Origin of the sequence: Sphingomonas telluris (assembly GCF_022568775.1) — a bacterium.
Lineage (GTDB): Bacteria > Pseudomonadota > Alphaproteobacteria > Sphingomonadales > Sphingomonadaceae > Sphingomicrobium > Sphingomicrobium telluris.
This window is the reverse complement of the sequence record NZ_JAKZHW010000001.1, coordinates 576,215-602,343: the sequence shown is the minus strand read 5'-3', so window position 1 is coordinate 602,343 and position 26,129 is coordinate 576,215. Positions and strand designations below refer to the sequence as shown.

27 protein-coding genes, 1 pseudogene and 2 riboswitches are annotated in these 26,129 nt (G+C 64.6%); of the genes and pseudogenes, 18 read left to right on the top strand and 10 right to left on the bottom strand.

All coding sequences use genetic code 11. The features are described 5' to 3' along the window. Window positions 1–7: 7 nt before the first annotated feature. Window positions 8–107, bottom strand: a riboswitch (glycine riboswitch). 1 nt (window position 108) lies between these two features. Next, window positions 109–212: riboswitch (glycine riboswitch) on the bottom strand. A 68-nt stretch (window positions 213–280) separates the two neighbouring features. Next, a complete protein-coding gene (locus LZ016_RS03105) occupies window positions 281–913 on the bottom strand; it encodes a hypothetical protein (RefSeq protein WP_241445790.1) in 633 nt (210 codons plus the stop codon). A gap of 91 nt (window positions 914–1,004) precedes the next feature. Here LZ016_RS03105 and ispH point away from each other — a divergent pair, with 91 nt between their 5' ends. The 3 genes from ispH (at window position 1,005) to LZ016_RS03090 (ending at window position 3,324) form a co-directional block, all read left to right on the top strand. Further along, window positions 1,005–1,964 carry a 4-hydroxy-3-methylbut-2-enyl diphosphate reductase gene (ispH, locus tag LZ016_RS03100; protein ID WP_241445789.1) on the top strand — a complete coding sequence of 320 codons (960 nt, stop codon included), beginning with the start codon at window positions 1,005–1,007 and terminating at the stop codon, window positions 1,962–1,964. Further along, entirely contained in the window at window positions 1,964–2,425 is a 462-nt protein-coding gene (rnhA, locus tag LZ016_RS03095; RefSeq protein ID WP_241445788.1) for a ribonuclease HI, read from the top strand. The genes ispH and rnhA overlap by 1 nt, the downstream gene beginning before the upstream one ends. Before the next feature lie 197 nt (window positions 2,426–2,622). Beyond that, on the top strand, window positions 2,623–3,324 hold the full coding sequence (locus LZ016_RS03090) for a L,D-transpeptidase family protein (RefSeq protein ID WP_241445787.1): 702 nt from the start codon (window positions 2,623–2,625) through the stop codon (window positions 3,322–3,324). Here LZ016_RS03090 and LZ016_RS03085 read toward each other — a convergent pair. Together LZ016_RS03085 and LZ016_RS03080 are read right to left on the bottom strand one after the other, a co-directional pair. Further along, window positions 3,316–4,356, bottom strand: coding sequence for a rod shape-determining protein (locus LZ016_RS03085; RefSeq protein WP_366512878.1), 1,041 nt, complete (start codon window positions 4,354–4,356; stop codon window positions 3,316–3,318). The genes LZ016_RS03090 and LZ016_RS03085 overlap by 9 nt on opposite strands. 175 nt (window positions 4,357–4,531) lie before the next feature. Then, window positions 4,532–5,614, bottom strand: coding sequence for an NAD(P)/FAD-dependent oxidoreductase (locus LZ016_RS03080; protein WP_241445786.1), 1,083 nt, complete (start codon window positions 5,612–5,614; stop codon window positions 4,532–4,534). A 51-nt stretch (window positions 5,615–5,665) separates the two neighbouring features. On the opposite strand from LZ016_RS03080, the gene LZ016_RS03075 reads away from it, so the two are divergent. The 8 genes from LZ016_RS03075 (at window position 5,666) to LZ016_RS03040 (ending at window position 13,016) form a co-directional block, all read left to right on the top strand. Continuing rightward, entirely contained in the window at window positions 5,666–6,136 is a 471-nt protein-coding gene (locus LZ016_RS03075) for an A24 family peptidase (RefSeq protein WP_241445784.1), read from the top strand. Between the two features lie 45 nt (window positions 6,137–6,181). Further along, window positions 6,182–7,210: a Flp pilus assembly protein CpaB gene (gene cpaB / locus LZ016_RS03070; protein ID WP_241445782.1), complete on the top strand. Its 1,029-nt coding sequence runs from the start codon at window positions 6,182–6,184 to the stop codon at window positions 7,208–7,210. A 1-nt stretch (window position 7,211) separates the two neighbouring features. Further along, window positions 7,212–8,669, top strand: coding sequence for a type II and III secretion system protein family protein (locus tag LZ016_RS03065; RefSeq protein ID WP_241445780.1), 1,458 nt, complete (start codon window positions 7,212–7,214; stop codon window positions 8,667–8,669). A gap of 29 nt (window positions 8,670–8,698) precedes the next feature. Further along, window positions 8,699–9,331, top strand: a complete 633-nt coding sequence (locus LZ016_RS03060) for a CpaD family pilus assembly protein (RefSeq protein ID WP_241445778.1) — start codon at window positions 8,699–8,701, stop codon at window positions 9,329–9,331. Between the two features lie 2 nt (window positions 9,332–9,333). Continuing rightward, window positions 9,334–10,602 (top strand): pilus assembly protein CpaE, encoded by a 1,269-nt coding sequence (locus tag LZ016_RS03055; RefSeq protein ID WP_241445776.1) that lies wholly within the window; start codon window positions 9,334–9,336, stop codon window positions 10,600–10,602. A gap of 52 nt (window positions 10,603–10,654) precedes the next feature. Next, the gene (locus tag LZ016_RS03050; protein ID WP_241445774.1) at window positions 10,655–11,623 is read left to right on the top strand and encodes a type II secretion system F family protein; all 969 of its coding nucleotides are present in this window, start codon (window positions 10,655–10,657) and stop codon (window positions 11,621–11,623) included. A 16-nt stretch (window positions 11,624–11,639) separates the two neighbouring features. Next, the gene (locus LZ016_RS03045; protein ID WP_241445772.1) at window positions 11,640–12,629 is read left to right on the top strand and encodes a type II secretion system F family protein; all 990 of its coding nucleotides are present in this window, start codon (window positions 11,640–11,642) and stop codon (window positions 12,627–12,629) included. 117 nt (window positions 12,630–12,746) lie between these two features. Continuing rightward, a complete protein-coding gene (locus tag LZ016_RS03040; RefSeq protein ID WP_241445770.1) occupies window positions 12,747–13,016 on the top strand; it encodes a hypothetical protein in 270 nt (89 codons plus the stop codon). A 3-nt stretch (window positions 13,017–13,019) separates the two neighbouring features. On the opposite strand, the gene glyS is transcribed toward LZ016_RS03040, so the two are convergent. Together glyS and LZ016_RS03030 are read right to left on the bottom strand one after the other, a co-directional pair. Then, window positions 13,020–15,263: a glycine--tRNA ligase subunit beta gene (gene glyS / locus LZ016_RS03035; RefSeq protein ID WP_366512877.1), complete on the bottom strand. Its 2,244-nt coding sequence runs from the start codon at window positions 15,261–15,263 to the stop codon at window positions 13,020–13,022. Next, window positions 15,251–16,111: a glycine--tRNA ligase subunit alpha gene (locus LZ016_RS03030; protein ID WP_241445768.1), complete on the bottom strand. Its 861-nt coding sequence runs from the start codon at window positions 16,109–16,111 to the stop codon at window positions 15,251–15,253. The genes glyS and LZ016_RS03030 overlap by 13 nt, the downstream gene beginning before the upstream one ends. Window positions 16,112–16,233: 122 nt before the next feature. Here LZ016_RS03030 and LZ016_RS03025 point away from each other — a divergent pair, with 122 nt between their 5' ends. From LZ016_RS03025 to pth, 5 genes and pseudogenes are all read left to right on the top strand, one after another. Next, window positions 16,234–17,127 (top strand): TraB/GumN family protein, encoded by an 894-nt coding sequence (locus LZ016_RS03025; protein ID WP_241445766.1) that lies wholly within the window; start codon window positions 16,234–16,236, stop codon window positions 17,125–17,127. A gap of 173 nt (window positions 17,128–17,300) precedes the next feature. Then, window positions 17,301–17,627, top strand: a pseudogene (locus LZ016_RS03020) (PilZ domain-containing protein); the annotation flags it as partial. A 278-nt stretch (window positions 17,628–17,905) separates the two neighbouring features. Then, window positions 17,906–18,715, top strand: a complete 810-nt coding sequence (locus LZ016_RS03015; RefSeq protein ID WP_241445764.1) for a TraB/GumN family protein — start codon at window positions 17,906–17,908, stop codon at window positions 18,713–18,715. Between the two features lie 111 nt (window positions 18,716–18,826). Next, complete coding sequence (locus LZ016_RS03010; protein ID WP_241445763.1) at window positions 18,827–19,501, top strand: 50S ribosomal protein L25/general stress protein Ctc; 675 nt, start codon at window positions 18,827–18,829, stop codon at window positions 19,499–19,501. Window positions 19,502–19,587: 86 nt separating this feature from the next. Beyond that, complete coding sequence (gene pth, locus LZ016_RS03005) at window positions 19,588–20,163, top strand: aminoacyl-tRNA hydrolase (RefSeq protein WP_241445762.1); 576 nt, start codon at window positions 19,588–19,590, stop codon at window positions 20,161–20,163. Here the strand turns inward: pth and LZ016_RS03000 are convergent. Continuing rightward, the gene (locus tag LZ016_RS03000) at window positions 20,129–21,910 is read right to left on the bottom strand and encodes a TIR domain-containing protein (RefSeq protein ID WP_241445761.1); all 1,782 of its coding nucleotides are present in this window, start codon (window positions 21,908–21,910) and stop codon (window positions 20,129–20,131) included. The two genes, pth and LZ016_RS03000, sit on opposite strands and share 35 nt — an antisense overlap. A 48-nt stretch (window positions 21,911–21,958) precedes the next feature. Between LZ016_RS03000 and LZ016_RS02995 the strand changes: the two genes are divergently transcribed. Next, on the top strand, window positions 21,959–22,555 hold the full coding sequence (locus LZ016_RS02995; RefSeq protein WP_241445760.1) for a TIGR02466 family protein: 597 nt from the start codon (window positions 21,959–21,961) through the stop codon (window positions 22,553–22,555). Between the two features lie 15 nt (window positions 22,556–22,570). Here the strand turns inward: LZ016_RS02995 and LZ016_RS02990 are convergent, their stop codons facing one another. Together LZ016_RS02990 and LZ016_RS02985 are read right to left on the bottom strand one after the other, a co-directional pair. After that, window positions 22,571–23,269 carry a glutathione S-transferase N-terminal domain-containing protein gene (locus LZ016_RS02990; protein WP_241445758.1) on the bottom strand — a complete coding sequence of 233 codons (699 nt, stop codon included), beginning with the start codon at window positions 23,267–23,269 and terminating at the stop codon, window positions 22,571–22,573. Window positions 23,270–23,306: 37 nt separating this feature from the next. After that, window positions 23,307–24,059 carry a hypothetical protein gene (locus LZ016_RS02985; protein ID WP_241445757.1) on the bottom strand — a complete coding sequence of 251 codons (753 nt, stop codon included), beginning with the start codon at window positions 24,057–24,059 and terminating at the stop codon, window positions 23,307–23,309. A gap of 127 nt (window positions 24,060–24,186) precedes the next feature. On the opposite strand from LZ016_RS02985, the gene ychF reads away from it, so the two are divergent. After that, the gene (gene ychF, locus LZ016_RS02980; RefSeq protein WP_241445756.1) at window positions 24,187–25,287 is read left to right on the top strand and encodes a redox-regulated ATPase YchF; all 1,101 of its coding nucleotides are present in this window, start codon (window positions 24,187–24,189) and stop codon (window positions 25,285–25,287) included. Here ychF and LZ016_RS02975 read toward each other — a convergent pair. Both LZ016_RS02975 and LZ016_RS02970 read right to left on the bottom strand, forming a co-directional pair. Continuing rightward, a complete protein-coding gene (locus LZ016_RS02975) occupies window positions 25,277–25,471 on the bottom strand; it encodes a hypothetical protein (protein ID WP_241445755.1) in 195 nt (64 codons plus the stop codon). The genes ychF and LZ016_RS02975 overlap by 11 nt on opposite strands. Continuing rightward, complete coding sequence (locus tag LZ016_RS02970) at window positions 25,468–26,121, bottom strand: phosphatase PAP2 family protein (protein WP_241445754.1); 654 nt, start codon at window positions 26,119–26,121, stop codon at window positions 25,468–25,470. The genes LZ016_RS02975 and LZ016_RS02970 overlap by 4 nt, the downstream gene beginning before the upstream one ends. Window positions 26,122–26,129 lie beyond the last annotated feature (8 nt).

The following is a 26,129-nucleotide window of genomic DNA, read 5'->3' as shown; positions in this document are numbered from 1 at the left end:
ACCGCCCCCGTCTGTCGCGCGACCTGAGAGCTTTCACCGGCACGGGAGCCGGCTTACCCCTTCGGTGGTCCGCCACGCCTTGCGGCGAGCGAACGCTTTCCAGACTGTCAGGCGCGCGCGGTCCCTTTGCCTGAGAGATTCCGGGGGCGGTTGCTCCTTCGGCGCCGCGACAACCCATTGAGGGCAATCGCGAACTCTCCCGCGCAGCCTTTCCGGAGACCGAGGCCTCCGGCGACGCGGCTGCCTTGGCGTTCGCCAAGGCCTGAGTCAACGGCCCGTGTTAGCGAGTGACGTTGTAGCGGAGCTGCTGTTCGGTCAGCTGAAAGCCGACCAAATGCTCGAACGTCGCATTGGCGACCGCTTCACGGATCTTCGGATCGGTCAAAGGATCGACTGCTGCGGTCGGGTCACCGGCCTTGCGTGGCCGGCTAAGAGTCTGCTGGACGTCCGCCGGCAACGCAGCCGCACCGCGATGCACGCGGGCATAGGCCTGGCCGGACGTCTGGGCGCGATAGCTGCCGGGCGCGAAGGTCAGGCCAACGCGGCCGACGCGCTTGGCGGTCACTTCACTGCCTGCGCGTAGGACGACGTCGTAATATGGCAGGACGACCTGACGCGCCTCGGTGGGGTCGCGGCGCGTGGCAACGACGTCGAAGCTCAAGGTCGAAACGAGCTGGTCGCCCTCTTCGTGGCAGCTGGCGCGAAGGTTCGTGATCGTCGCGGTCACGTCGATCGCCGCTGCGGTCACGTTGTTCGACGGGTTGAACAGGGTCACATCGCCGGTGCCGGCCGTGATGCCGGGAATCGGGCAAGGATTGCGCTTCGTATAGACCCCGCCGTCCATTAGCTCCTTGTCTCGCGAGCAGGCCGGCAGAAGGGCGAGGACGATCAGTGGGAGGTAGCGAAGCTTCACTGGGCTTGGATTCCTTGACGGCCTGGACAAGTCGAATTGCTCATAGGAAGCGCCTTCAAAGGCTGCAAGCGATGGCTTACATGGCACGCGAATGCCTGAACCTAAGCCTAACCCCAAGCCGGCGTTGCGCGTCCTGATTGCAGCGCCCCGCGGATTCTGCGCCGGCGTCGACCGCGCGATCCAGATCGTCGAGCTCGCGCTCGAGCGCTTCGGCTCGCCGGTCTACGTCCGCCACGAGATTGTCCACAATCGCTTCGTCGTGGAGCGTCTCAAGCAATTGGGCGCCGTCTTCGTCGATGAGCTGGACGAAGTTCCCGACGATCGGCCGGTCGTCTTTTCGGCCCACGGCGTGCCCAAGTCCGTGCCCGCGGCGGCCCGAGACCGCAGCCTGACCTTTGTCGATGCCACCTGCCCGCTCGTCTCCAAGGTTCATCGCCAGGCCGAGCGGCTGATCGAGGAAGGTCGCCACATCCTCTTCATCGGCCACGCTGGTCACCCGGAAGTGATCGGCACGTTCGGCCAGGTGCCGGCGGGCTCCATGACCCTGATCGAGACCGTCGAGGAGGCGAACGCCGTCAAGATCGGGAACCCCAGCAACATCGCCTTCCTCACGCAGACGACCCTGTCCGTCGACGACACGGCAGCGGTCGTCGATGCGCTGAAGGCCCGCTTCCCCGACATCCGCGCTCCGCGCAGCGAGGACATTTGCTACGCGACCTCGAACCGGCAGGCCGCGGTGAAGGCGATCGCCGGCGAGTGCGACCGGATGCTGGTGATCGGCGCCCCGAACAGCAGCAACTCGCTTCGCCTCGCCGAAGTCGCCGAGCGCATGGGCGTCCCCGCGCGCCTGATCGAGCGCGCAGACGACATCGACTGGGATTGGCTAGGTCAGCCGTCGACCCTCGGTCTAACCGCCGGCGCTTCGGCGCCCGAACTGCTCGTCCGCGAAGTTCTCGATGCCCTGCGCGAAAGGTTCGACGTGACTGAAGAAATCGCGGACCACACGCCCGAACGCATGACCTTCAAGCTCCCGCGCGAGCTCGTCGCCTAGTGGCGGAGCTCTCCGAGGTCGAAATCTACACGGACGGAGCGTGCAAGGGGAACCCGGGCCCGGGCGGCTGGGCCGCGCTCCTGCGCATGGGCGCAAAGGAGCGGGAGCTGTCCGGCGGCGAGCCCCTCACGACCAACAACCGCATGGAGTTGATGGCGGCGATCAAGGGCCTCGAAGCTCTCAAGCGACCGTGCCAGGTCCAGCTCTTCACGGATAGCAATTACGTCCGCGATGGCATCACCAAGTGGATCTACGGCTGGCAGCGCAACGGCTGGCGGACCTCGGACAAGAAGCCGGTCAAGAATGCCGAGCTGTGGCAGGAACTGCTGGCCGCCGTCGCACCGCATCGGATCGAATGGCACTGGGTGAAGGGCCACAGCGACCATCCCGAAAACGACCGCGTCGATGCCCTCGCCTGCGCCGAGGCGGACAAGTTCAAAGCGGGACGCATCCCGGCCTGATCAACTTTGCGTTGAACCGCGGCGCCCCAAGCGCGTTTTGCGCTCAAACACTGATTTCGAAGAGAAAAGCCGTGAAACTGCTCTCAATGCGCAGCGTGCTTGTTGCTGCCGTAGCGCTGTCGTGCGTCCCCGCCACTGCTTTGGCTCAGTCCGTCACGACTCCGAGGCCCGCAATTGCTACCGGTCTAGCAATTCCGGTGGGAGCGACAGCGGCACCGCCGCTCGCTTCCGCGGACATTCCGTCTCACGGCCGGTTCGTGCTTGTGGATGCCGCGTCTGCCCGCCTCTTCATGATAGAGAACGGACAGGTCGTGGATTCGATGAAGGTGATTGTCGGAAAGCCGTCGACGGCAACGCCGCAGATCCGCAGCACGATCTATTATGCGACGCTGAACCCATATTGGAACGTGCCGGTAGACCTGGCGCGCACGCTCATCGCGCCGCACGTGCTGCAGTCCGGCATGAGCTACCTCAAGGACCGCGGCTACGAGGTCGTCTCCGGCTTCAAGCGCGATGCCGAAGTGCTCCCGCCAGAGGACGTGGACTGGCACGCCGTCACCGACGGGACCGCGACGGTCTACGTCCGCCAGCGGCCGGGACCGGCCAACTCGATGGGCCGGATGAAGTTCGCCTTCGCGAACGACGAAGGCATCTTCCTGCACGATACGCCCCGCAAGGATCTGTTCGCTCAGGACCAGCGCGATCTAAGCAATGGCTGCGTCCGGCTGGAGGATGCGCCGCGATTCGCGCGCTGGCTGCTGGGCCATGATGCGCAAGCCAGCTCAGACACGCCGGAGCAGTTCCTGCCGCTTCCGGGCGCCGTTCCGATCCAGATCACCTATCTGGACAAGATGCTGCCTGTGCACATCGCAGCGCTGGAGACCGGCGCCTCAAACTGACACGAGCGCTCCGCGATATGATGCGTCCTCGAGCGTCATCCCCGCGCCCAGGGCCACGCAGCTGAGCGGGTCGTCCGAGACGCGAACCGGCAGCCCGGTCTCGTCGGCGATCACGCCCGCAATATCGCGCAGGAGCGATCCGCCTCCCGTCATGGTGATGCCTTCGTCGAGGACGTCGGCCGCAATCTCCGGCTGTGTGTGCTCGAGAGCGGAGCGGACGACGTGAACGATCCGGCTGACAGGCTCCGCGACCGCTTCTGCGACCTGTGCCTGGGTCAAAGTGATCTCGCTCGGAACGCCCCGCGCGACGTCCCGGCCACGAACGTGGGCAATCGGGTCGTCACCGGCACCCCGGCGGGCTGCGCCGATTTCCATCTTCACGCGCTCGGCCGTGCCCTCTCCGATCAGCAGGTTGTAGTTGCGGCGCACGTAGGAGGAGATCGCTTCGTCCATCTTGTCGCCGCCGACCCGCGCCGATTCGCAATAAGCGAGGCCCTGCAATGAGATGACACCGACCTCGGTGGTGCCACCGCCGATGTCGACGACCATGGAGCCCACCGGCTCGCGAACGGGCAGACCGGCGCCGATCGCGGCAGCCATGGGCTCATCGATCAGCGAAACCTTGCCGGCGCCTGCGTTGGAGACCGCATCGCGGATGGCGCGGCGTTCGACAGAGGTCGATCCCGACGGGACGCAAATCACAACCTCGGGCGAGCCCGAAAAGCGGCTGCCTCCGCCATGCGCCTTGCTGAGGAAGTGCTTGATCATCTGCTCTGCGACTTCGAGGTCGGCGATCACCCCGCTGCGCAGCGGCCGGATGGTTTTGATGTTCTCCGGCGTCTTGCCCATCATGAGCTTTGCGTCATCGCCAACGGCACGGACCTTCCGAACGCCGTTGAGGATTTCCATGGCCACGACCGACGGCTCCTGGAGCACGATGCCGCGCCCCTTCACGTAGACCACGGTATTTGCCGTGCCGAGATCGATCGCGATGTCACGCGACGCGAAATTGAAGATGCTCTTGATACCCACTGCGCCCCTCCCCCGAACCTGAAACAAGCCCGGCGCGCGTCCAGCCTAGGCGAGCAAATCTTACCCTCGGCGGGACGCAGTAACAGCGAGGTTCCAGTGGCCTGCCAATCGCAGGGCGCATATCGCCGTAAACGCCGTAAACCGTTGTCGGCACGTAAGAATTAATGCCAGCTGACTAGCGGAAGCGCGAAGCTGCGTAGGGCGCCGGATCGACCTCGAGCCGCGACGGTTCTCCGAGGAGCAGCGATGCGGCGAGGTCGCTTGCGGCTGGCGCCGTCTGAATGCCGAACCCGCCCTGCCCCACGCACCAGAAGAAGGACGGGACGTCTCGATCGAATCCGTAGACGGGAACGCGATCGCGCGAGAAGCTCCTGAGCCCGGCCCAGGTCCGTTCGACCGCCTCGACCGGCCAGTCGACGACGTCCTCGAAACGGGCCACTGCCGTCGCCACATCGATCTCATCGGGGGCGGCATCGCAGGGATCGCTGTCGATCTCGTCGTGCGGAGTGAGCCAGATGCTGCGGTCGCCCTCGCCTTTGAAATAGAAGGTGCCGGCCGCGTCATCGACCAGCGGCAGATCCCGCAGTCCCGATCGGCCGACGCGGAGCTGGACCATCGTCCGGCGCTTGGGCGAAATCGCCAACGGTTCGACGCCGGCGGCCTCGGCCACCTGGTCCGCCCAAGCTCCCGCCGCATTCACGAAGATCGCGGCCCGCAGCGTCGACCCGTCCTTCAGGTGAACGGTCCATCGCCCGTCGAACCAGCTCGCGCTTATCATTTGCGAATCGGCTGCGACCGTGCCGCCGCTTTGACGGAAGCGCCGAAGATAGGCTGCATGAAGCGCGGCGACGTCGATGTCCGCGCAGCCCGGCTCAAGCAGGGCACGCCGCCAATCCGGCCGGATGCCGGGCACAAGCTGCTCCAGCTCGCCTCGCTCGATGACCCGACTTTCGACACCGGCTGGGAGTTCTGGAAACGCATCCCGCGCAAGGTGGATCGCGCCACGAGTTCTCAGGAAGCCCCGTTCCGAAAAGTCTTCCGGCGGGCGCATCAGGAAGTCGTGTGAGGCGGCGCTCAGCACCGCCACGTGCGGGCCTCCGTAACTCTCCAGCCAGAACGCCGCAGACCGGCCCGTCGCATGGTATCCGCAGTGCGATTCGGCCTCGATGATCGCGGTCCGCCTGACCCGCGCGGCCTTCGCGCCGAGGCTCGCGCCGGCAATGCCTCCGCCGACGATCAGGACGTCAAAATCGCTCATTCCGTGCGCCGGTTACGGTTTGGAAAGCCCTGCCGTCTAGGTGTCGCGGCTATGACAAACGTTCCGTTTACTGAAATCCTGTGCGTGGCCCTCGCCCTGCTGCTCGTCGTGGCGGCGGTGATCGACGTCCGCACGTTCACGATTTCGAACCGGCTGAACCTGGCGGTCGCCCTCGGCGCGCCGTTTTTCTGGTGGTCGATCGGCCTGCCGCTGACCAATATCGGCGTGCAGACCGCCATCGCTGCGGGCGTTTTCGCATTGCTGGCGGGAGCGTTCTACGCGGGCATGATGGGCGGCGGTGACGTCAAGCTCGCGGCTGCTCTCGCGCTGTGGTTCTCGCCGCTGTCCACGCTCAAGTTTCTGGTACTGATGTCCCTTGCCGGCGGCGTCCTGACGCTGGTCGTTCTGCTCATCCACCGCATGCACAAAAAACAGGGTCGTCCGGAGATTCCGTACGGCGTCGCGATCGCCTTCGGTGGCCTCGCGATTCTCACCCAACGGTTTCTTAACCAATTTGCCTGATCTCTGTGATCGATACCGGGGCCCAGATGGGGAGGCGATTTCGCCATGAATGTTAAGAAGATCATGCTGCTCGTTGGAGCGCTCGTGATCGCGGCAGTCACCGCAATCATGGCCAAGAACATGTTCGCCGGAGCAGGCGCTGAGCAGGCTCAGGCGGCAGCTGCGGCAACGCAGGCGGTCCCCACGGGGCCGAAGGTGCTGGTTGCGCGCAAGGCGCTTCCGGTCGGCACGATCATCGATGCCGAAAGCCTCACCTTCCAGCCCTGGCCGAAAGAGATGATGCAGAGCGCTTACTACACGGAAGGCCAGCCTGACTCGGATCTGCCGAAGTTGCTGGGCACCGTGGTGCGCTATCCGGTCACCGCCGGTCAGCCGCTCACGCGCGGCGCCGTCGTCGGCCCGCAGGATCGCGGCTTCCTCGCCGCTGCCCTCGGCCCGGGAATGCGCGCCATCACCGTTCCGGTGAATGCAACGACCGGTGTCGCCGGCTTCGTCTTCCCGGGTGACCGCGTCGATGTCATGCTGACGCAGGAAGTCGCCGGCGGCGGCCAGGGCACGCCGCTCAAGGTCACCGAAACCATCATCCGCAACGTGCGTGTTCTTGCGACCGACCAGCGCGTCGACAGCAAGGGCGAGGACGGCAAGACCGAGGTCAAGGCCTTCTCCAACGTCACGTTCGAAGTCACTCCGCGCATCGCCGAGAAGATCGCCGTCGCGCAGAGCCTGGGGTCGCTGTCACTGTCGTTGCGTTCCATCGCCGACAATTCGTCCGAGCTCGAACGGGCAATTGCGGCTGGCGACGTGAAGGTCCCGGAAGGCGTCAACCCCGCTCAGGAGCGTCAGATGCTCCTCGCGGTCGCCAACCGGCCTGCCGACAGCAACACGACCTTCTCTACCGGTGGCGACGTGTCGCGCTTCCAGCGCCGCAGCGTCCCGGCACTTGCACCCAACCCTGGCGCCGCCGGCGCAGGTGCACCTTCGGGTCAGGGCGTCGCAGCGGTGATCCCGACCGGTCCGGTCGTGCGCGTCGCTCGCGGCAACAATGTCACCGTCGTTCCGGTGGGAGCTCGCTAAAATGACCAGTCGTTACAACCATCGCCGGGCGCGCCTCGGCACCGCCTTCGCGGCCCTGGCCATCGGCCTCGGCACGATCGCGGCTCCTGCTCCGGCGACCGCCCAGGCCGCCGCGGCACGGCCCTCGGAGACGCTGAACCTCAGCGCCGGAACGGGGACCCTGGTTCGCCTGAGTGCGCCGATGACCGACGTGTTCGTCGCGAACGACGCGGTCGCCGACATCCAGGTTCGTTCCTCGACCCAGCTGTACGTGTTCGGCAAGGGCAAGGGCGAGACCACTGTCTACGCAACGGGCAAGAACGGCCGGGTCGTCTATGCGGCGAACGTCCGCGTCGGCAACAATCTCGGCTCCGTTTCCGAGATGCTTCACCTGGCGATGCCGGAAGCGAGCATCCAGGCGACGCCGATGAACAACCTCGTGCTGCTCACCGGCACGGTCGCTCAGCCGACCGACGTCGAGGAAGCCCAGCGCCTGGTCCAGGCTTACGTCGGCGAAGGTACCCAGGTGGTCAGCCGCCTGCGTTCCGCGACGCCGCTGCAGGTCAACCTGAAGGTCCGCATCGCGGAGGTGAACCGCTCGCTGCTCAAGCAGATCGGCGTCAACCTTCTGACGAGCACCGGCGGCGGCTTCCAGATCGGCGTCGCACAGGGACAGGGCATCTTCCTGCCTACCCCAGGCTCGACCACGACCAACGCCACTCCCCGACCGATCCGTCCGGCGATTGGATCGTCGATCATCGGACGTGGCGCGCTGTTCGGCATGGACATCCTGTCTTCGCTGGATCTGGCCGAAGTCGATGGCCTCGTGAGCACTCTGGCCGAGCCGAACCTGACCGCTCTGTCGGGTGAGACCGCCAGCTTCCTCGCGGGCGGCGAGTTCCCGATCCCGATCTCGCAGTCGCTTGGCGCCGTGTCGATCGAGTACAAGCAGTACGGCGTCGGCCTCGCCTTCACGCCGATCGTGCTTGCCGATGGCCGCATCTCGATGCGCGTCCGTCCGGAAGTCAGCGAATTGTCGAGCGAAGGTTCGATCAAACTCAACGGCTTCGACGTGCCTGCTCTGGTCACCCGGCGCGCAGAGTCCACTGTCGAGCTCGGTTCGGGCCAGAGCTTCATGCTCGCCGGCCTGATCCGGAACAACACGACCAACAACATCGACAAGGCGCCATTCCTCGGCGACCTGCCGATCCTTGGTGCGCTGTTCCGCTCGACCAGCTTCCGTCGTCAGGAAACCGAGCTGGTAATCGTCGTGACGCCGTACCTGGTCCGTCCGGTTTCCGGCCGCATGGCACTGCCGACAGATGGCTACCGCGCTCCTTCGGACGCGGTCCGTAACTGGGAAGGCCAGAGCTACAGCAGCCAGGGCCGCGCTCCTGCTCCGGCAACCGGCCCCGCGCCCGCCTTCGGCGGATCCGCTGCCGGCGCCGCTGCCGCCGCCAATCCAGGGTTCAAGCTGTGATGCGCCGCTACATCAGGAAGGATGCCACGATGGCTTCGAAGTCTGCACTCCTGCTCGTCGCAGCGGCTCTGACCGGCTGCGCCTATCATCCCGGCCCGGAACCGCTTGCCGGCCTCGAGGCGGTCAATCAGCCCGTGCTCACCCGTTCGGACTTCGTGTTCGACGCGGCCGCGCCGAACGGCACGCTGCCTCCGTCGGAAGCGGCTCGGCTGGACGGCTGGTTTGCTGGCCTTGGCCTGCACTACGGCGACAGCGTCTACGTCGACGGCCCCTACTCGGACGCAGCCCGCGCCCAGGTCGCGGAGATCGCCGGCAAGTACGGGATGCTGGTCTCGCAGAGCGCCCCGGTGACGGCTGGCGCCGTCCAGCCCGGCAACGTCCGCGTGGTCGTCACGCGGTCGGTAGCCACTGTTCCGAATTGCCCGAACTGGGAAGAGAAGTCCCAGCCGAACTACAACAACAAGATGTTGCCGGGATCTGGTTGCGCGGTGAACTCGAACCTCGCAGCCATGGTCGCGAACCCCGAGGACCTGTTCCACGGGCGTGAGGGCGGCAGCACTGTCGACACGACGACGGCTACGAAGGCGATCAACTCGTATCGCACGCAGCCGCCGACGGGGACCAAGGGTCTCGCGGACGTCAACACCAAGAAGGGCGAATAACGATGAACGCTCCGTTCCAGGCACGCGCCGGTCTGCGCGATCCCTTCCAGGCCTTCGTCTGCGACGACGCGACCGCCGATATGCTTCGGCCGGTGGCGGTCGAGCACGGCTGGAGCCCGGAGAAGGTCAACAAGGGCGGTCTGCGGAACGCGGTTCAGTCCTTGTCGGTCTCGGCGAGCCCGAACATCCTGTTCGTGGACCTGTCGGAATCGGCGGACCCGCTCAACGACATCAACGCGCTTGCGGAAGTCTGCGAGCCGGGGACCATCGTGATCGCTTCGGGCCAGGTGAACGACGTTCGCCTGTACCGGGATCTCGTCGCCAGCGGCATTCACGACTATCTGCTTAAGCCGTTCACGGTCGATCACCTGCGCGACACGTTCGCCAATGCGCAGATGATCCTGTCTGGACCGCGCGGTGAGGCCCAGGCCGACAAGCCGCATGTGATGGCAGCAGTCATCGGCGTTCGTGGCGGCGTCGGCGCTTCAACGATCGCGACCTCCCTCGCCTGGCTTCTGGGTGAGAAGGCGCACCGCTCGACGGCGCTTCTGGATCTCGACATCCACTTCGGCACCGGTGCTCTCGCGCTCGACCTCGAGCCGGGTCGCGGCCTGACCGACGCAATCGAGAACCCGAGCCGCATCGACGGCCTGTTCATCGAGCGCGCAATGGTTCGCGCGAATGAAAGGTTGTCGGTGCTTTCCGCAGAGGCTCCGATCCACCAGCCGCTGATGACCGACGGCACCGCCTTCTTCCAGCTTCAGGAAGAGATGCGGAACGCGTTCGAATCGACGGTCCTCGACCTTCCGCGTCACATGCTCATCCAGTTCCCGCACATGGTGCATGACGCCCATGTCGCGGTGGTGGTGGCCGAGCTGACGCTGGCGGCGACCCGCGACACCATCCGTGTGCTCGCCTGGCTGAAGTCGAACGCTCCGCAGACCAAGGTGATCGTCGTTGCCAACGGCGTTCCCTCGGGCGGCGCGCTGGAAATCAGCCGCAAGGACTTCGAGCAGTCGATCGAACGCTCTGTCGACATCGTCATTCCAGCGGACGGCAAGCTTGCGGCCCAGGCTGCCAAGCTCGGCAAGCCGATGGCGGAGATCGCGACGGGCAAGATGACGGCGCCCTTCACCGCTTTGTCGAGCATGGTCCTGAGCCATGCGACCGAGGACGGCGCGAAGGCCGAATCCGGCGCTGCCGCCGGTGCCAAGTCGCTGGTCGACAACCTGAAGTCGATGCTGGCCAAGCCCAAGGCGAAGGCTGCCTAAGAGTGCGCGCGGCAGTTCACGCTGCCGCGCCTGACAAGGATCGGACGGTCGAATGCTGTTGACCATCATCATCATCCTCGGCGGCGTGGCGACACTCGGGCTGCTCGTCAGCGCGACCCGTGGTCCCTCGCCGCAGAAGGCGTTCAAACGCCGGATGGAAATGATCAAGGAGCGTCACGGTGACGTGATCGCGGCGAATGCCCAGGCGCAGATCCGCAAGCTCTTTGCGAACCGCAACAGCCGGGTGGAAGGCCTCGCCTCCTCGATCATCCCGAAGCCCGCGCTGCTGCGCAAGCGGCTCGAGATGACCGGCCGCGACATCACGCTTGGCAAGTACGCGATGGTGACGCTCGGCATCGCGCTCGTGATTGCCACCCTGTTGATGATGAAGGGCATGCCCTTCCTCCTGGGCATCTTCCTCGGCCTCTTCGTAGGTATCGGCCTGCCGCACTGGGTCGTCGGCAAGATGATCAAGCGCCGCGTGGCGAAGTTCACTTCGAACTTCCCCGACGCCATCGAGCTGATGGTCCGCGGTTTGCGCTCGGGACTTCCGATCACCGAAACGCTCGGCATCGTCGCCGGCGAAATTCCCGGCCCGGTCGGCGTCGAGTTCCGCATGGTTGCGGACAAGATGAAGATCGGCCGTACGATGGAAGCCGCGCTCCAGGAGACGGCCGACCGCCTCGGCACGCCGGAATTCCAGTTCTTCGTCATCACGCTGGCCATTCAGCGCGAGACCGGCGGCAATCTGGCCGAAACTCTTTCGAACCTGGCCGACGTGCTCAGAAAGCGCGCGCAGATGAAGCTGAAGATCCGCGCGATGAGCTCGGAATCGAAGGCTTCGGCCTACATCGTCGGCTCGCTGCCGTTCATCGTGTTCACGCTCGTGTACCTGATGAACCCCGATTACATGGGCAAGTTCTTCATCGATCAGCGCCTGATGGTCGCCGGTCTCGGCGGGCTCATCTGGATGAGCATCGGCGGCTTCATCATGGCCAAAATGGTCAACTTCGAGATCTGAGGGGGGACGCTTAGTTATGCCTTCTGGTGGGCCAACCCTTCTCGGCTTCGACGTCATCTGGATCGCCACGATCCTGAGCGGCATCGCGACCATGGCCGTCATGACCGCAATCTATGCGGCCACGACGGTCAAGGATCCGATGGCCCGCCGGGTGAAGGCGCTCAACGAGCGGCGCGAGCAGCTCAAGGCCGGCATCGTCGCGTCGACCAACAAGCGCAAGAAGCTGACCAACCGCAACCAGGCGGCGGACCGCGTCCGCTCGATCCTGGGCAGCTTCAAGATGCTTCAGGACGATCAGATCCAGAAGATCCAGACGAAGCTGATGCAGGCGGGTATCCGCACCAAGGACCTCGCCTTCTTCATCATCGCCGCGCGCTTCATTGCGCCGGTCGTCCTGGGCCTGACCGCAGTGATCCTGATCTACGGCGTCAACTACTGGCCCGACTGGTCCTGGTTTCGCCGTTACATCACCGTCGCCGGCGTGCTCGTCGGCAGCTACAAGGCTCCGGACATCTGGCTGAAGAACAAGGTCACGAAGCGCTCGCATGCCGTGCGCAAGGGCCTTCCGGACGCGCTCGACCTGCTGGTCATCTGTGCCGAAGCCGGTCTGACGGTCGACGCCGCCTTCGGTCGTGTCGCCCGCGAGCTTGGCAAGGCCTATCCGGAGCTCGGCGACGAGTTCGGACTGACCGCGATCGAGCTGGGCTTCCTTAACGAACGCCGCAACGCCTTCGAGAACCTCGCGACGCGCGTTGACCTCGAAGCCGTCCGCGGCGTGGTCACGACCATGATCCAGACCGAGAAGTACGGTACGCCGCTGGCGTCCGCCCTTCGCGTGCTGTCCGCCGAATTCCGTAACGAGCGCATGATGCGCGCCGAGGAAAAGGCAGCCCGTTTGCCGGCGATCATGACCGTGCCGCTGATCCTTTTCATTCTGCCGACCCTGTTCGTCGTCATCCTGGGTCCGGCGGCCTGCGCGATTAGCGACAGCTTCATCAACGGCTGATCAACCGAATGTGGTGGGGGGTGCCGCCCGCGTCTAAAGGCGCGGGCGGCTACCGCTTTGGAACCAACCGCGTTACCTAAGCTTGTTACCTCGACGGAACATTCGAAGGGGTGCGGAATGACGACCTTCTCTCAAGACCAGTGGTTCATCCTCCTGCTGGTCTTCGTCCTCGGGATGCTGATCGGCCTTTTCCTGACCTCGGGCGGCAGGAAGAAGTGGAAGACGCGCTACAATGACGAGATCGAACGCCGGAAGGTGCTCGAGCGCGAGCATGCCGACCGCGAGCAGCACTGGACCAACCAGGAGCGCGAGTGGCGTGAGCGAGATAGCCTCCGGGCCGCGGCCGTGCGGGATCGCCGCGACCCGGCCGAAGAGCAGCCGCTCTAGGCGTTAGCCTTCGATCTTCGAGAAGTCGGCGACGCGGTTCACCGCGTCCCGCAGCCGCGCCAGCAGGTTCAGCCGGCGCTCCCGCTTCTCCGGATCGGGATCGTTGACTGTCACATGGTCGAAGAAGGCGTCGACAGGTGCACGCAGCGACGCGAGCACTTTCATGGCCCGCTCGAAATCCTCTTCCTCGATCGCCTGCTCGGCGCGCGGTTCGGCGGCGTCGAGCGCCTCGTCCAGCTCGGCTTCCTGATGCAGCGGTTCGTATGAGTGAGAGCGCGGATCACGCCGCTCCTCCCACTTCTCCTTGCGCAGGATATTGGCCGCCCTCTTGTAGCCGGTGAGCAGGTCGGCTCCGTCCTTCGTGCCGATGAACGCCTGGAGTGCCTTCACCCGGGCGAGCAGGCGGACAATGTCGTCCTCGTCGCCGAGCGCGAAGACGGCGTCGATCAGGTCGTGGCGGACCCCGGCGTCGCGCTGCTGAACCTTCAGGCGGTCTTCTAGGAAATCGAGGATCTGCTCGGAGATGCTCGTGGCTTCTTCGATGATCTGCCCGCGCTCGATCTTGGGTGTCTTGGACGAATCCCAGCGAACGACCACCCGGTCGCCGTGGCGATAGGTGAAGGACCCCACCTCGGCCGTGATCTCATGCTCGTCCTCGTCGGGCTCGAGCAGGTCCGGAAAAGTCACCGTATTGATCGCCCCGAGACGCGAGACGATGAGCAGGACCGCTGCCTCGACCAGCACGTCCGACAACGGCATTCGCAGGCCGTTGCGCGTCAGGATCTGCAGGAAGCCCAGCGCCGCGCGCCGGAGTGCGAACGGATCGCGCGAACCCGTCGGCTTCTCGCCGATCGAAAAGAAAGCGACCAAAGTATCGAGCCGGTCAGCGATGTTGACGGCGACGGTAACCGGGTCGGTCGGAACGTCATCGCCCTGCCCCGCCGGGCGGTAGTGATCGCGCAGTGCGTCGGCGACGGCATTCGGCTCGCCCTGCGCGCGGGCGATATAGCCGCCGAGCGTTCCCTGCAGCTCGGGGAACTCGCCCACGATCTGCGTAACGAGGTCCGACTTCGCCATCTTGGCCGCGATGCGGACCTGGTCGGGATCGGCGCCGGGAACCAGCCGCTCCTTGACCAGCCACTGGGCCAGCTTGGCGACCCGCGCGACCTTGTCGGCGACCGTCCCGAGCTTCTCATGGAAGACGATGCCGCCGAGCTTTGCCGTCTGCTCGTCCAGGGGAACCTTCAGGTCCTGCTCCCAGAAGAAGCGTGCATCGGAAAGACGCGCGGCAAGGACGCGGCGATTGCCCTCGACAATCGCCTGTCCGCCGTCATTTGCGTCGATGTTCGCGGTGCAGATGAACGCCGGCGCGAGCAGGCCCTCGGCATCCGTGCAGGCGAAATACTTCTGGTTCGTCCGCATCGTCAGGACGATCACCTCGCGCGGAACGTCGAGATAGTCCGCGTCGAAGCGCCCGAGGAGCGGCACCGGCCATTCAGTCAGGCCGGCATTTTCAACGACCAGGCCCTCGTCGGCGACCAGCTCGAGGCCCGCGTCCGTCGCCGCCTTCGCAGCGCCTTCGCGGACCAGCTTCTCGCGCTCTTCGTGATCGACGATCACGTGGCATGCGCGCAGCTTCTCCGCGTAGTCGTGGGCACCGCCGACTGTGATCGGCCCGGGGTGGTGGAAGCGATGGCCGACCGTCGTCGCTCCGGACGTGATCCCGTCGATCTGGATCGGGACGATCTCCTCGCCCAGCAGCGCGACGATGCCGTGCAGCGGGCGGACCCAACGCAGCGATGCCGTGCTTTCCGACGACGCGCCCCAGCGCATCGACTTGGGCCAGGGAAAGCCGCGGATGATCCGCTCGACGATCGGTCCGAGGAGGTCGCGCATCGGGCGGCCCGGCTTCTCGACGATCGCGAACCAGACGCCGTCGCGCTCCTGAAGCTGCTCGTGCGGCAGCCCGACCTTGCGCAAAAAGCCTTCCAGCGCCTGCGGAGGAGCGCTCGTGCGAGGCCCCTTGATCTCCTCGCTCACCGCCTGCGTCTCGACCGGCAGCCCGCGTGCAACGAGGGCGAGGCGGCGCGGCGTCGACCAGACGTCGATCGCCTCGGCGGCAACGCCGAGCTCTTCCAGCTCCTCGGCCAAAAGGCGGGCCAGATCGTTGCGCGCACCAGCCTGCATCCGGGCCGGGATTTCTTCGCTCAGCAGCTCCAGCAGGAAATCGACGCTCACGCCGCCCACCCGTTACAATCCATCCACGTCGCGCAAGCCGCCTTCGCGAGGTCACGCACGCGGCCGATGTAGGCCTGCCGCTCAGCTACGGAGATTACCCCCCGCGCCTGCAGCGTGTTGAAGATGTGGCTCGCCTTGATCGCCTGTTCGTAGGCCGGAATCGGAAGCTTCGCGGCGATGCAATTCTCGCTCTCCGCGGCCGCCTTGCGGAACAGGTCGAACAGGGCCTCGGTGTTCGCGACCTCGAAATTATAGGCCGACAGCTCCTTTTCGTTCTCCAGGAACACGTCGCCGTAGGTCACCCCGGCGTCGTTGAAGCGGAGGTCGAAGACGTTGTCGACGCCCTGGATGTACATTGCCAGGCGCTCGAGCCCGTAGGTTAGCTCACCTGAGACCGGCTTGCAGTCGAAGCCGCCAACCTGCTGGAAATAGGTGAATTGCGTGACTTCCATCCCGTCACACCAGACTTCCCAGCCAAGCCCCCAGGCGCCGAGCGTCGGGCTTTCCCAATCGTCCTCGACGAAGCGAATGTCGTGCTTCAGCGGATCGATGCCGATCTCGGCAAGGCCGCCTAGATAGAGCTCCTGAAGGTCCGGCGGGCTCGGCTTCAGGATCACCTGGTACTGGTAATAATGGCCCAGCCGGTTCGGGTTCTCGCCGTAGCGGCCGTCCGTGGGACGCCGCGACGGCTGGACGTATGCGGCCTTCCACGGCTGCGGCCCGAGCGCTCGCAGCACGGTCGCCGGATGGAAGGTCCCTGCCCCCATCTCCATGTCGTACGGCTGCAGAAGCACGCATCCCTGCGCGCTCCAATAGCGATGCAGCGTGAGGATCAGGTCCTGGAAACTCAGGCTCAACGATTATGCCCCGTCATGACGTGAACGGCGGCTTTGGCGCATGGAGTTTGAGCGGGCAAGTGGACGGTGGGCCTTCGCGTTCATACATCGGGGGTCAACGCTAGCCCGGGCAGAGGAAATTGATGTTCACGAACCTGATCAAGCGCGGCCTCGCCGCCCTCGGCCTCTTGTCCGCGGCCATCACAGGCACGCCCGCCCTCTCCCGCGAGACCGGCCCTGCCCTCTGGCAAATCTCCGACAAGGACACGACCGTCTACCTGTTCGGCACCATCCATCTGCTGCCGAGAGACTCCCGCTGGCAGACTTCAAAGTTTCAGCAGGCCGTGCAGAACTCGCAGTCCCTAGTCCTCGAAACGCTCATCGATACTGCCAATCCGCAGCAACTCGCCGGGATCATGGCTGCGATGGGCTTTTCGAGCGGTCTTCCGCCGATTACCGAACGCGTCCCGCCGGAGAAGCGTGCGCTGCTCGAAGCGGCCATTACCAAGACCAAGATCCCTCGGCCGATGTTCGACCGCATGGAGACCTGGGCGGCAGCCTTCACCTTGCTCGGCGTGCAGTTCCAGATGCTGGGCGTCGAAGGCGAACAGGGCGTCGAGGCTGTTCTGCGCCGCTCCTTCACCGCGTCCGGAAAGCAGGTCGGCCAGCTGGAGACCAACCAGGAGCAGCTCGGCTTCTTTGATCGTCTGCCTGAGGCCGCCCAGCGCGAGCTTCTTGTCGGCGCAATCGATAATCCGACGGAGATGCGCACGAAGTTCGACGGCATGCTGAAATCGTGGTTGGCGGGCGACGTGAAGGACATCGCGAACACCTTCAACGCGGACCTGCAAGGCTCGCCGGAACTCAAGGCAGCGCTCCTCACGCGTCGGAACTACAGTTGGAGCCAGTGGATCGAGCGGCGCATGAACCAGCCGGGCACGGTCATGGTCGCCGTTGGGGCCGGCCATCTCGCGGGCGAAGAGTCCGTCCAGCGCTATCTCGAAAGCAAGGGCTACAAGGTGAAGCGCCTGCAGTAAGCCCCGCAGAAAACTCACTAATCTGGGATAGCAGACCCGCCGTTAAGCACGACCGGCAAGAAAGACTTAGACCGGTCCGGATTAAGTCCGTTTTGGCGTGGGGGCCTTAAGTAGAAGGCCTTGGGGTTATGGGTGAGTTTGGTAAGCGTTAGGGTGGCGGGCGGCGTTCGGCGGCCCGCACATCCTTTCCTTTGATTGCCGTCATAACGACCCTTCGGGACTCGCGATCGGCGGTACTTGCAGATGTTTCGTCGACGGGTGCTCGTTTGCGAGGGCGCAATCTACCGGCGGAGCACGAAGATCTCTTCATCGCCGTAGACGGCCTGTCCGTGTTCGGAACGGTCGCCTGGGCAGACGGCGACGAACGCGGCGTCTCGTTCGACGTGCCTTTGCAGCCCGGAGACGAGGCGATCCTGCGCGAGAGGATGGTGCAGGGTCAGGGGTTACCCCTGGAGCTCAAGGCCGCGCTCGACGACTGGGCGCAGGGCTTCGCGCGCTAGTCCCCTTGGCGAAGGGCGGAGGTGATTGCCTCCGCCGCTCAGCTCGTCGCGAATATTTCGCTTCCTGCTGAATTCGCTAGACATTTCTTAACGTGTCGATGACCATCCTTAGCATGGGTATCGGGCTGGGGGGCTGCGATGCACCGGGTGCGGAAGGGCGCGCCCCAGGCGCGCCGGCTGGGATCGATGCGGCACGCCGTTTCTAAGTCTTAGCCCCACCTTCCTGTCCGGTTTCATCCTAAGTTCCTCAACCCATCCGTGGGATTAGGAGTGCTGGGATGATCACTGCACTGATCGCCGCTGCGATAGCAGCTTCGCCGGCCCCGGCGCCTGCCGCCGAGGCTCCGCTGCACGAAGCTCGGCCAGCGATCTGGGTCGTCAACGACCAAGACACGATCATCTATCTGTTCGGCACGTTCCACGCGCTCGATGGGAAAAGCGCTTGGTTTAACGAGCAGGTGAAGACCACCTTCGGCGCATCCAGCGAGCTGGTTCTCGAGACCTTGGTGCCGCAGGCTCCCAAGGCAATCGCCGCTCCCGCCTTCTCGCCAAGAGCAATGCGCGCGCAGCCAGTGGGACCGTTCGCCGGCTCTGCGTCCTTCCTGTCGACCAGCAAGGCGGTCATGTCCGCGGGTCGGTCGCAGGGCATGTCGACTTCGCACGGCGCCGATGCCGTGCTGCGCGAAGCCGCCGAAGAGCTCGGCAAGCCGGTCGTCGGCCTCGAGACCTTCGAATTCCAGCTCGGCATGTTCAGCCGCCTTCCGGGCGCGCCGCCGCCGAAGGACGCAGCCGCTGCCGCGCGGGACAGGGCCGCGATGGCCGCCGTCCTCAATCACCTCCAGGCGGCCTGGAACCGCGGCGACATCGAGAGCTTCACGCCGATGCTCAACCAGATGCGCACGGGCTCTCCGCAGAGCTACAAGCTGCTTTTCAATGACCGTAATGGCCGCTGGGCGCAGTGGATCGCACATCGCCTGCAGCAGCCCGGCGTGGTCTTCGTCGCGGTCGGAGCGGGCCATCTCGCGGGCGCGGACAGCGTCCAGAACAAGCTTGCGCTGCTGCACGTGAGATCACAGCGCATCAACTGACGGCTGCTATTTGCCAAACTGCCGGGTGTCGCCTATAGGCGCGCCTCCCTTAGCCATGGTCATCCCTGGAGGCGTGGCGGGGGTTGAAAACTCTATCAAGGAATGAGCGAAATGAGCGAACAGCTGACGCTGCCCGCCCAAGCGCGCGATGGGCTTGGCAAGGGAGCCTCCCGTGAACTGCGCCGCAATGGACGGGTACCGGCCGTGGTTTACGGCCAGAAGAAGGATCCTCTCTCGGTTCACGTCGAGGAGAAGCTTCTCTCCAAGATGCTTTCCAGCGGCCACTTCATGAACTCGGTCGTGATGATCGACGTGGATGGCAAGCCGACCCGGACGCTTCCGAAGGCCGTGGATTTCCACCCGGTCACGAGCCGCCCGGTTCACGTCGATTTCCTGCGCATCAGCGAGCACACCAAGGTGAACGTCGCTGTCCCGATGCGCTTCGACAATGAAGAGGCCTCGCCGGGCCTGAAGCGCGGCGGCGTCCTGAACGTCGTCGTCCACGAGCTCGAGATCGTCTGCGACGCGGCCCACATCCCGGCCGAGATCCACATACCGCTCGACGGGCTGGAGATCGGCGATTCGATCCACATCAGCGGCGTGAAGCTGCCTGAGGGCGTGACGCCGGCGAACACCGAAGAGGACTTCACCGTTGCGACGATCGTCGCTCCGTCGGCCATGAAGTCCGAAGAGGAAGAGACGGCTGCTGCCGATGCGGTTCCGACCGTGGAGGGCGAGGAAACCGAGGGCGAAGGCGAAGCTGCCGAGGGCGGCGAAGAAGCCTAAGCTTTCTTTCTCAGCGAATACCAAGACCGCTCACCCGAAAGGGTGGGCGGTTTCTTTTTGCCCAACGCTCACGCTAGGTGGACACGATGCAGATCTGGGTGGGCCTTGGAAATCCCGGCGCGAAATATGCGCTGCACCGGCACAACGTCGGCATGATGGCTGCCGACATCATCGCCGAAGTGCACGGCTTCGGTCCCTGGTCGAAGAAGTTCCGCAGCCTGATCTCGGAAGGCCGCATCGGCCGTCACAAGATCCTTCTGGTGAAGCCGCAGACCTTCATGAACGATAGCGGCGACGCCGTTCAGCAGGCGCTGCACTTCTACAAGCTCGACGAGGAAGCCCTGACCGTCTTCCACGACGAGCTCGATCTCGCCCCGTTCAAGGTGAAGGTTCGCGTGGGCGGCGGGCTCGCCGGACACAACGGTCTCCGCTCCATCAACGCCGCGCTCGGGCCCGACTTTCGCCGCGTGCGCATCGGCATCGGCCATCCCGGGCCCGGGCAGAAGGAAAAGGTCACCCCGCACGTGCTCGGCAACTATCACAAGGCCGAGATGGAAGAGCTTTCCGACATGCTCGCCGCGATGGCGGCGGAGGCCAGTTGGCTGGCCGACGGCGACGACGCGCGCTTCATGAGCGAAGTGGCTCGCCGGATGCAGCCGTAGCCTCTTCTTCCGCATCGACGCAGGCGATGCGCTTCTTGGCGGCTTCATAGATCGCCTGAAAGCGAGGACTATCGCGGACAGGATCCAGATCCGAGTCCATGTCCGCGCGCCGAACGATCGATCCCACCGACCGGGTAAATACGTAATCGATATGATCGAGCGCGGTATCGTGATCGTCCGAATAACCGAGCAGGGTGCAGGCGAAATTATAGCGCATGTTGAGATTGTCGGGATCGAGAAGGAGCGCCCGCTCCATCCACCCTCTCGCCCGGTCTAGATCGCCGAGCATCACCAGCGCGTTCGCGCCGCTTCCAAATGCTGCGTTATCACTGGGATTTTTCTCGATCGCCGCCTGCGCCAGTTCGAGCAGCTTCGTGGCGGCCCTGCGAGAACCGGCCTGATCGTTCAGGGCACGGTAGGCCATTCCCAGCATATCGCATGAGTGGCGATCGTCTTCGGTCAGCTCGATGCATCGTTCGTAGTGCGGGATCGCTTCACGATACTTGCGTTGCCAGATGAACGTGGCAGCGGCCTCATTTTGGACCTCCCAAAGATCTGGCGCGAGCTTGAGAGCAATCTCGATCTGCTTCTCGGCCTCCTCGAAATTCCGGCTGGCAGCGGCCGCGCGCGCTTTCACGCAGTAAGGCTCGGGAAGCCCCGGATCGAGTTCCAGCGCTCGGTCGGCAGCCCGCACGCCATTCTCGCCACCCTTGTTGTAACCGAAGAACAGATAGGCTTGCGCGAGCGCCTTCAGAGCCCAAGCGCGGCCATAGTTCGGCTCCATCTCGATAATGCGACCGCACATGCGGATGACGGTCTCCTCCCGGCGTGCGTCGCCGTGAGTCCCGTTGACCCATGCCTGCCGTGCCATCAGGAACAGGTTGTAGGCGTCCGCATTCGTCGTGCCGCGGTTCTCGATCGCCTTCTTCTCGTCCGCCAGCAGCCTGACCTTGAGAGCGTCGACGATGGCCTTCGAAATCTCGTCCTGAAGAGCGAAAATGTCCGTAAGGTCCCGGTCGTAACGCTCGGCCCAGACGTGGCCCCCGGTCCTTCCATCGATCAGCTGAGCGGTAATCCTGACCCGCCCACCTGCCTTCCGGACGCTGCCTTCCAGCACATGATGGACGCCAAGCTTCCGAGCGACGTCGCAAATATCGACCGCCTGGCCCTTGAACGTGAAGGCCGTATTGCGCGCGATAACCGAGAGTGCGGACACTTTCGAGAGGTCTGTGGTGATGTCCTCGCTGATGCCGTCGCTGAAATATTCCTGTTCGGCATCCCCGCTCATGTTCACGAACGGCAGCACGCAGATCGAAAATCGGCGCGGCGCCGGTCTTGCCGGCTCCGGCCTCGCCGAATTCCCGGCAAGCTCCGCGACGCTCGCTGCAAGCTTCCGCCACCCGTCGGTCTCCCCGTTGCCATTCCAGTCCCTCAAGTCGGCGCACTGGATCTGATTGAAGGGCAGCGGGGGCAGCGAACCGTCCAGAGTGACCTGAACGAGAGTACCGGCCAGCCTCGCCGCATCCGCCTCGGCGCGAACCCACTGAGATTTTGCGGCATTGGGCGACCACAACACGACCACCGCCTTGGAGGAATTCAGCCGCTCCTGAATCACGTCGGCGTAAGCGCGATGCGCGGGAAGCTCATCATCGCGCCAGACGCTGAACCCCGCCCGACGCAGCGCATCGGCGACGCGCTTCGCATCCAGCTCATCCGGCCGCGCGTAGGAGACGAATACGTCCGCCATGACTGAGCCCCTCTTCCGCGTTGGATATCAGGACTCTACGGGGGAGTCATGGGACGCCGTCTCTTCGTCACGCAGCTTTACGATGCCGAGATCGCCGACGAGGGGATGCTGTCCGAACTGGCGCATTCGATCCGCAGCCTTACGGAAGACGATGAGGCTGGCATCGGCTGGAGCCGCGAGCACCGCTACGCCGGCTATACGAGCTACGCTTCGCTCAACGACCTGCCCCGCCGCGACCCGGCGTTCTCGGATCTGGCAAAGGTGCTGACGAAGCACGCGGCGTCGTTTGCGAAAGAGTGCGCCTTCGATCTCACGCGGAAGCCGCGGCTGGATAGCCTGTGGGTCAACCTGCTGCGCGGACCTGGCCACCACAGCGCACATATCCATCCGCACAGCATCATTTCAGGCACGCTCTACGTCGAGGTGCCCAAGGGCTCCGGCGCAATCCGATTTGAGGATCCTCGCCTGCCGATGATGATGGCCGCTCCGACGCGGAGCCCGCAGGCGGCAGAAGAGCTTCAGCCGTTCGTGAGGGTCGAGCCCCGTCCAGGCCTCCTGCTGCTCTGGGAAAGCTGGCTCCGGCACGAAGTGCTGCCCGGCACGGGCCGCGGGGAGCGGCTCTCAATCAGCTTCAACTTCGCCTGAGCTCGCGCGGAGAGCTTAGCCTTTCGAAGGAATCTGCAGTCCCCGCTGCACGGCGGGACGGGCGAGGCCGCGTTCCAGCCAGGCGGGCACGTTCTTGAGCGAAGCGAAGTCGACCAGCTCGCCCGCCTCGTAGAAGCCGACGAGGTTCCGCACCCAGCCGAGCAGTGAGATGTCGGCGATGCTGTAGTCGTCCATCACCCATTCGCGGCCCTCCAGCCGGTCGTCGAGAACGGCCAGCAGGCGCTTCGATTCATCGACGAAGCGCTTCAGCGGGCGCTTGTCCTCCCACTCGCGGCCCGCGAACTTATGGAAGAAGCCGACCTGGCCAAAGAAGGGGCCGATATGCCCCATCTGCCACATCACCCACTGGATGGTCTCGTAGCGCTTGGCGCCGCCGGGCAGCAGCATTCCGGTCTTGTCTGCAAGGTAGATGAGGATCGCGCCTGACTCCGCCAGGCCGAAGGGCTTCCCGTCCGGTCCATCGGGATCGATGATTGCCGGGATCTTGCCGTTCGGGTTCAGCGACAGGAATTCGGACGTCCAGCTCTCGTTCTTCCCAATGTCGATGAGGTGCGGCTCGTACGGTAGTCCCGTCTCCTCAAGCATGATCGACGCCTTCACGCCGTTCGGCGTGTTCAGCGAGAAGAGCTGGAGGATGTCGGGGTTCTGCACCGGCCAGCGGCGCGTGATCGGAAATGCGGAGAGATCAGTCATCGCGCCCAGCTAAGGCGCCGAACGGGACGTTTCAAACTCAGCCCATGTACACTTTCGCCGTCCGCGTCGCGCACTGCAGGACGATCCTGGCCGCGAGCATCGGATCGATGGTCCCCTTGCTCACATCCATCGCCTTCTGGATCGCATAGCCGATCGCGGTGGCCCTCCGCATCGGCGGCACTTCGTATAGGTCGAGCGGTTCCATGATCTTCGGAATGAACACCCTCGCCCATTCGGTCGGACGATCCACCATGTGCTCGGGCGGCAGATCGAGCTGCTCGAACTCCGGGCCGCCGACACTCCCGGCGACCTTTCTCATCTCTTCGTGGATCATCTCCATCGTCACCGGCGCGCCGAGCGACTGGGCGGCTCCGAATGCGAGGCTGATCACCGAATCTGGCGATTCCACGAGCAGGCGGTTGGGCGGATCGCCGAACAGGTACAGGCGTCCGTCGTTTCCTTTGACGCCCATCAGGCCAAGCTGCTCCAGCGTCGCATCGGGCGGCGCGGCGTTGAAAATCGGCGCAATGCACTGCTGCCCGGCAACCGACGCGAGCATGGCGAGGAGATTTTCGATGCGGACGCCGCGCTCGTCCTTCATCAGCTCATAGGCGAAGTCGAAGAGGATCGCTCCCGCGAGCCGCTCGCGAATGCCCGGGTCCTTCTTCTCCTCTTCAAGAAGATGACGAAGTACCGCCTGGTGACCGGGCTGGTTCTTTTGATCTTCGATGCCTTCACCGGAACCGCCTCCGCCAGCAGGCGCTACTTTCTTGCGACCGAACAAAGCCATGATCTTACCCCCGTCACGCCACTAACTTGTTGAGCTTAACAACAAATCCGCCGCGCGGAAGGTGATGCTTCATTTTCGCGGCTCAGGCGGCTAAGCGGTCTGAAATCCCTTCACTTCAGGACATTCCATGGGCTTCCGCTGTGGCATCGTGGGTCTGCCGAACGTCGGCAAATCCACGCTCTTCAATGCATTGACCGAGACTGCGGCGGCGCAGGCGGCGAATTATCCCTTCTGCACGATCGAGCCGAACGTCGGCCGGGTCGCCGTTCCCGACGAGCGCCTCGACCGTATCCGCGACATCGCCAAGTCCGCCCAGGAAATCGAAACCCAGATCGAGTTCGTCGACATCGCCGGGCTCGTCCGCGGCGCATCGAAGGGCGAAGGACTCGGCAACCAGTTCCTTGCGAACATCCGCGAGGTGGATGCCATCGTTCACGTCCTCCGCTGCTTCGAAGGCGGCGACGTGACCCATGTCGAAGGCCGCGTCGACCCGATTGCGGACGCCGAGACGGTCGAGACGGAGTTGATGCTCGCCGACCTCGACAGCCTCGAGCGACGCGTGCCGAACCTGGTGAAGAAGGCGCAGCAGGGCGACAAGGAAGCGAAGATCGAAGCATCCGTCCTCGGACAGGCGCTGGACCTCCTCCGCGAGTCCAAGCCCGCGCGTCTGACCAGGCCGAAGGACGTCGAAGAGGAAAAGGCGCTGCAGCGCGCGCAGCTGCTCACGGCCAAGCCCGTCCTCTACGTCTGCAACGTCGACGAGAGCGAAGCGGCGACGGGCAACGCCTTGTCCGAACGCGTGTTCGCAAAGGCGGCGGCGGAAGGCGCCAAGGCCGTCGTCATCTCAGCCGCGATCGAGGCGGAAATCGCCACCCTCCCATCGGAAGAGCGCGAGGCGTTCCTGTCGGACCTCGGCCTGCACGAGACCGGCCTCAACCGCATGATTCAGGCGGGCTACGAGCTTCTTGGCCTGATCACCTTCTTCACCGCGGGCCCGAAGGAATCGCGCGCGTGGACGGTACACCGGGGCGCGAAGGCTCCCGAGGCGGCGGGCGCCATCCATTCCGACTTCGAGCGCGGGTTCATCCGCGCGGAAACGATCGCCTACGACGACTTCATCAAGTTCGGCGGCGAGACCGGCGCCAAGGACGCCGGGCGGATGCGGGCCGAGGGCAAGGAATATGTTGTGCAGGACGGCGACATCCTGCTCTTCCGCTTCAACGTCTAGCTTCGCGGAACAAACCCCATGCCAGCACGGCCGGGATCGCCACGCCCAACAGACTGATCCAGCCGGGCAGCACGTGACTGCCCACGATCACCTGGAAATGCGTAACGAGCCGAATGACGTGAATGACCGCGATCAGTGCGAAGATGACGGCTGCGATCAGCGTGAAAGGCTTGCTTGAGGTCATTGTGCCCTCCCCTCGACGCGGACCGGGCGAGCGGTCCGCTGCGCAATCCATAGCATGAGAAGGCTCCAGAGCGCACCGAAGCTCCAGCCGGCAAGAACGTCGCTCGGCCAGTGAACGCCGAGCATCACCCGGCTGAGCCCGATCAGGAATGCGAGCACCAGGGCCGAGGCGGCCCAATACACTCGCCTGCGTTCGTTGCGCACAATCAGCAGCGCCATCGCGACATAAGTCAGCATAGCGTTCGACGAATGCGCGCTGGGGAAGCTCATCGTATAAACCGTCACCAGGTGCGGATTGAGGTCAGGCCGGATGCGGCCGAACTCATACTTCTGAACTTCGACGAGCATTCGCCCGACGAAATTCCCCGCGAGCAGGATGAGCGCCGTGCGGGGGTGTTTGCGCACTGCGAGCGCGACCGCGGCGGCGACTATAACGATTGTAACCACGTAGCCGCTGCCGAACAGCGTCAGCACTCGCGCAGCTTCGGCGATCGCTGGTCGGTGCCCGGCATAGAGCGCCGAAAGGACGGCCCGATCGCGCGGCCCTGTCCCTTCCACGAACGCAAGCAGCCAAACCGACGCCAAACCGGCGGCGAGCGACACTGAGGCGATGACGGAGCGGTTGGACGTCACAGTGGACGCCCAACCCATTAGCCGCT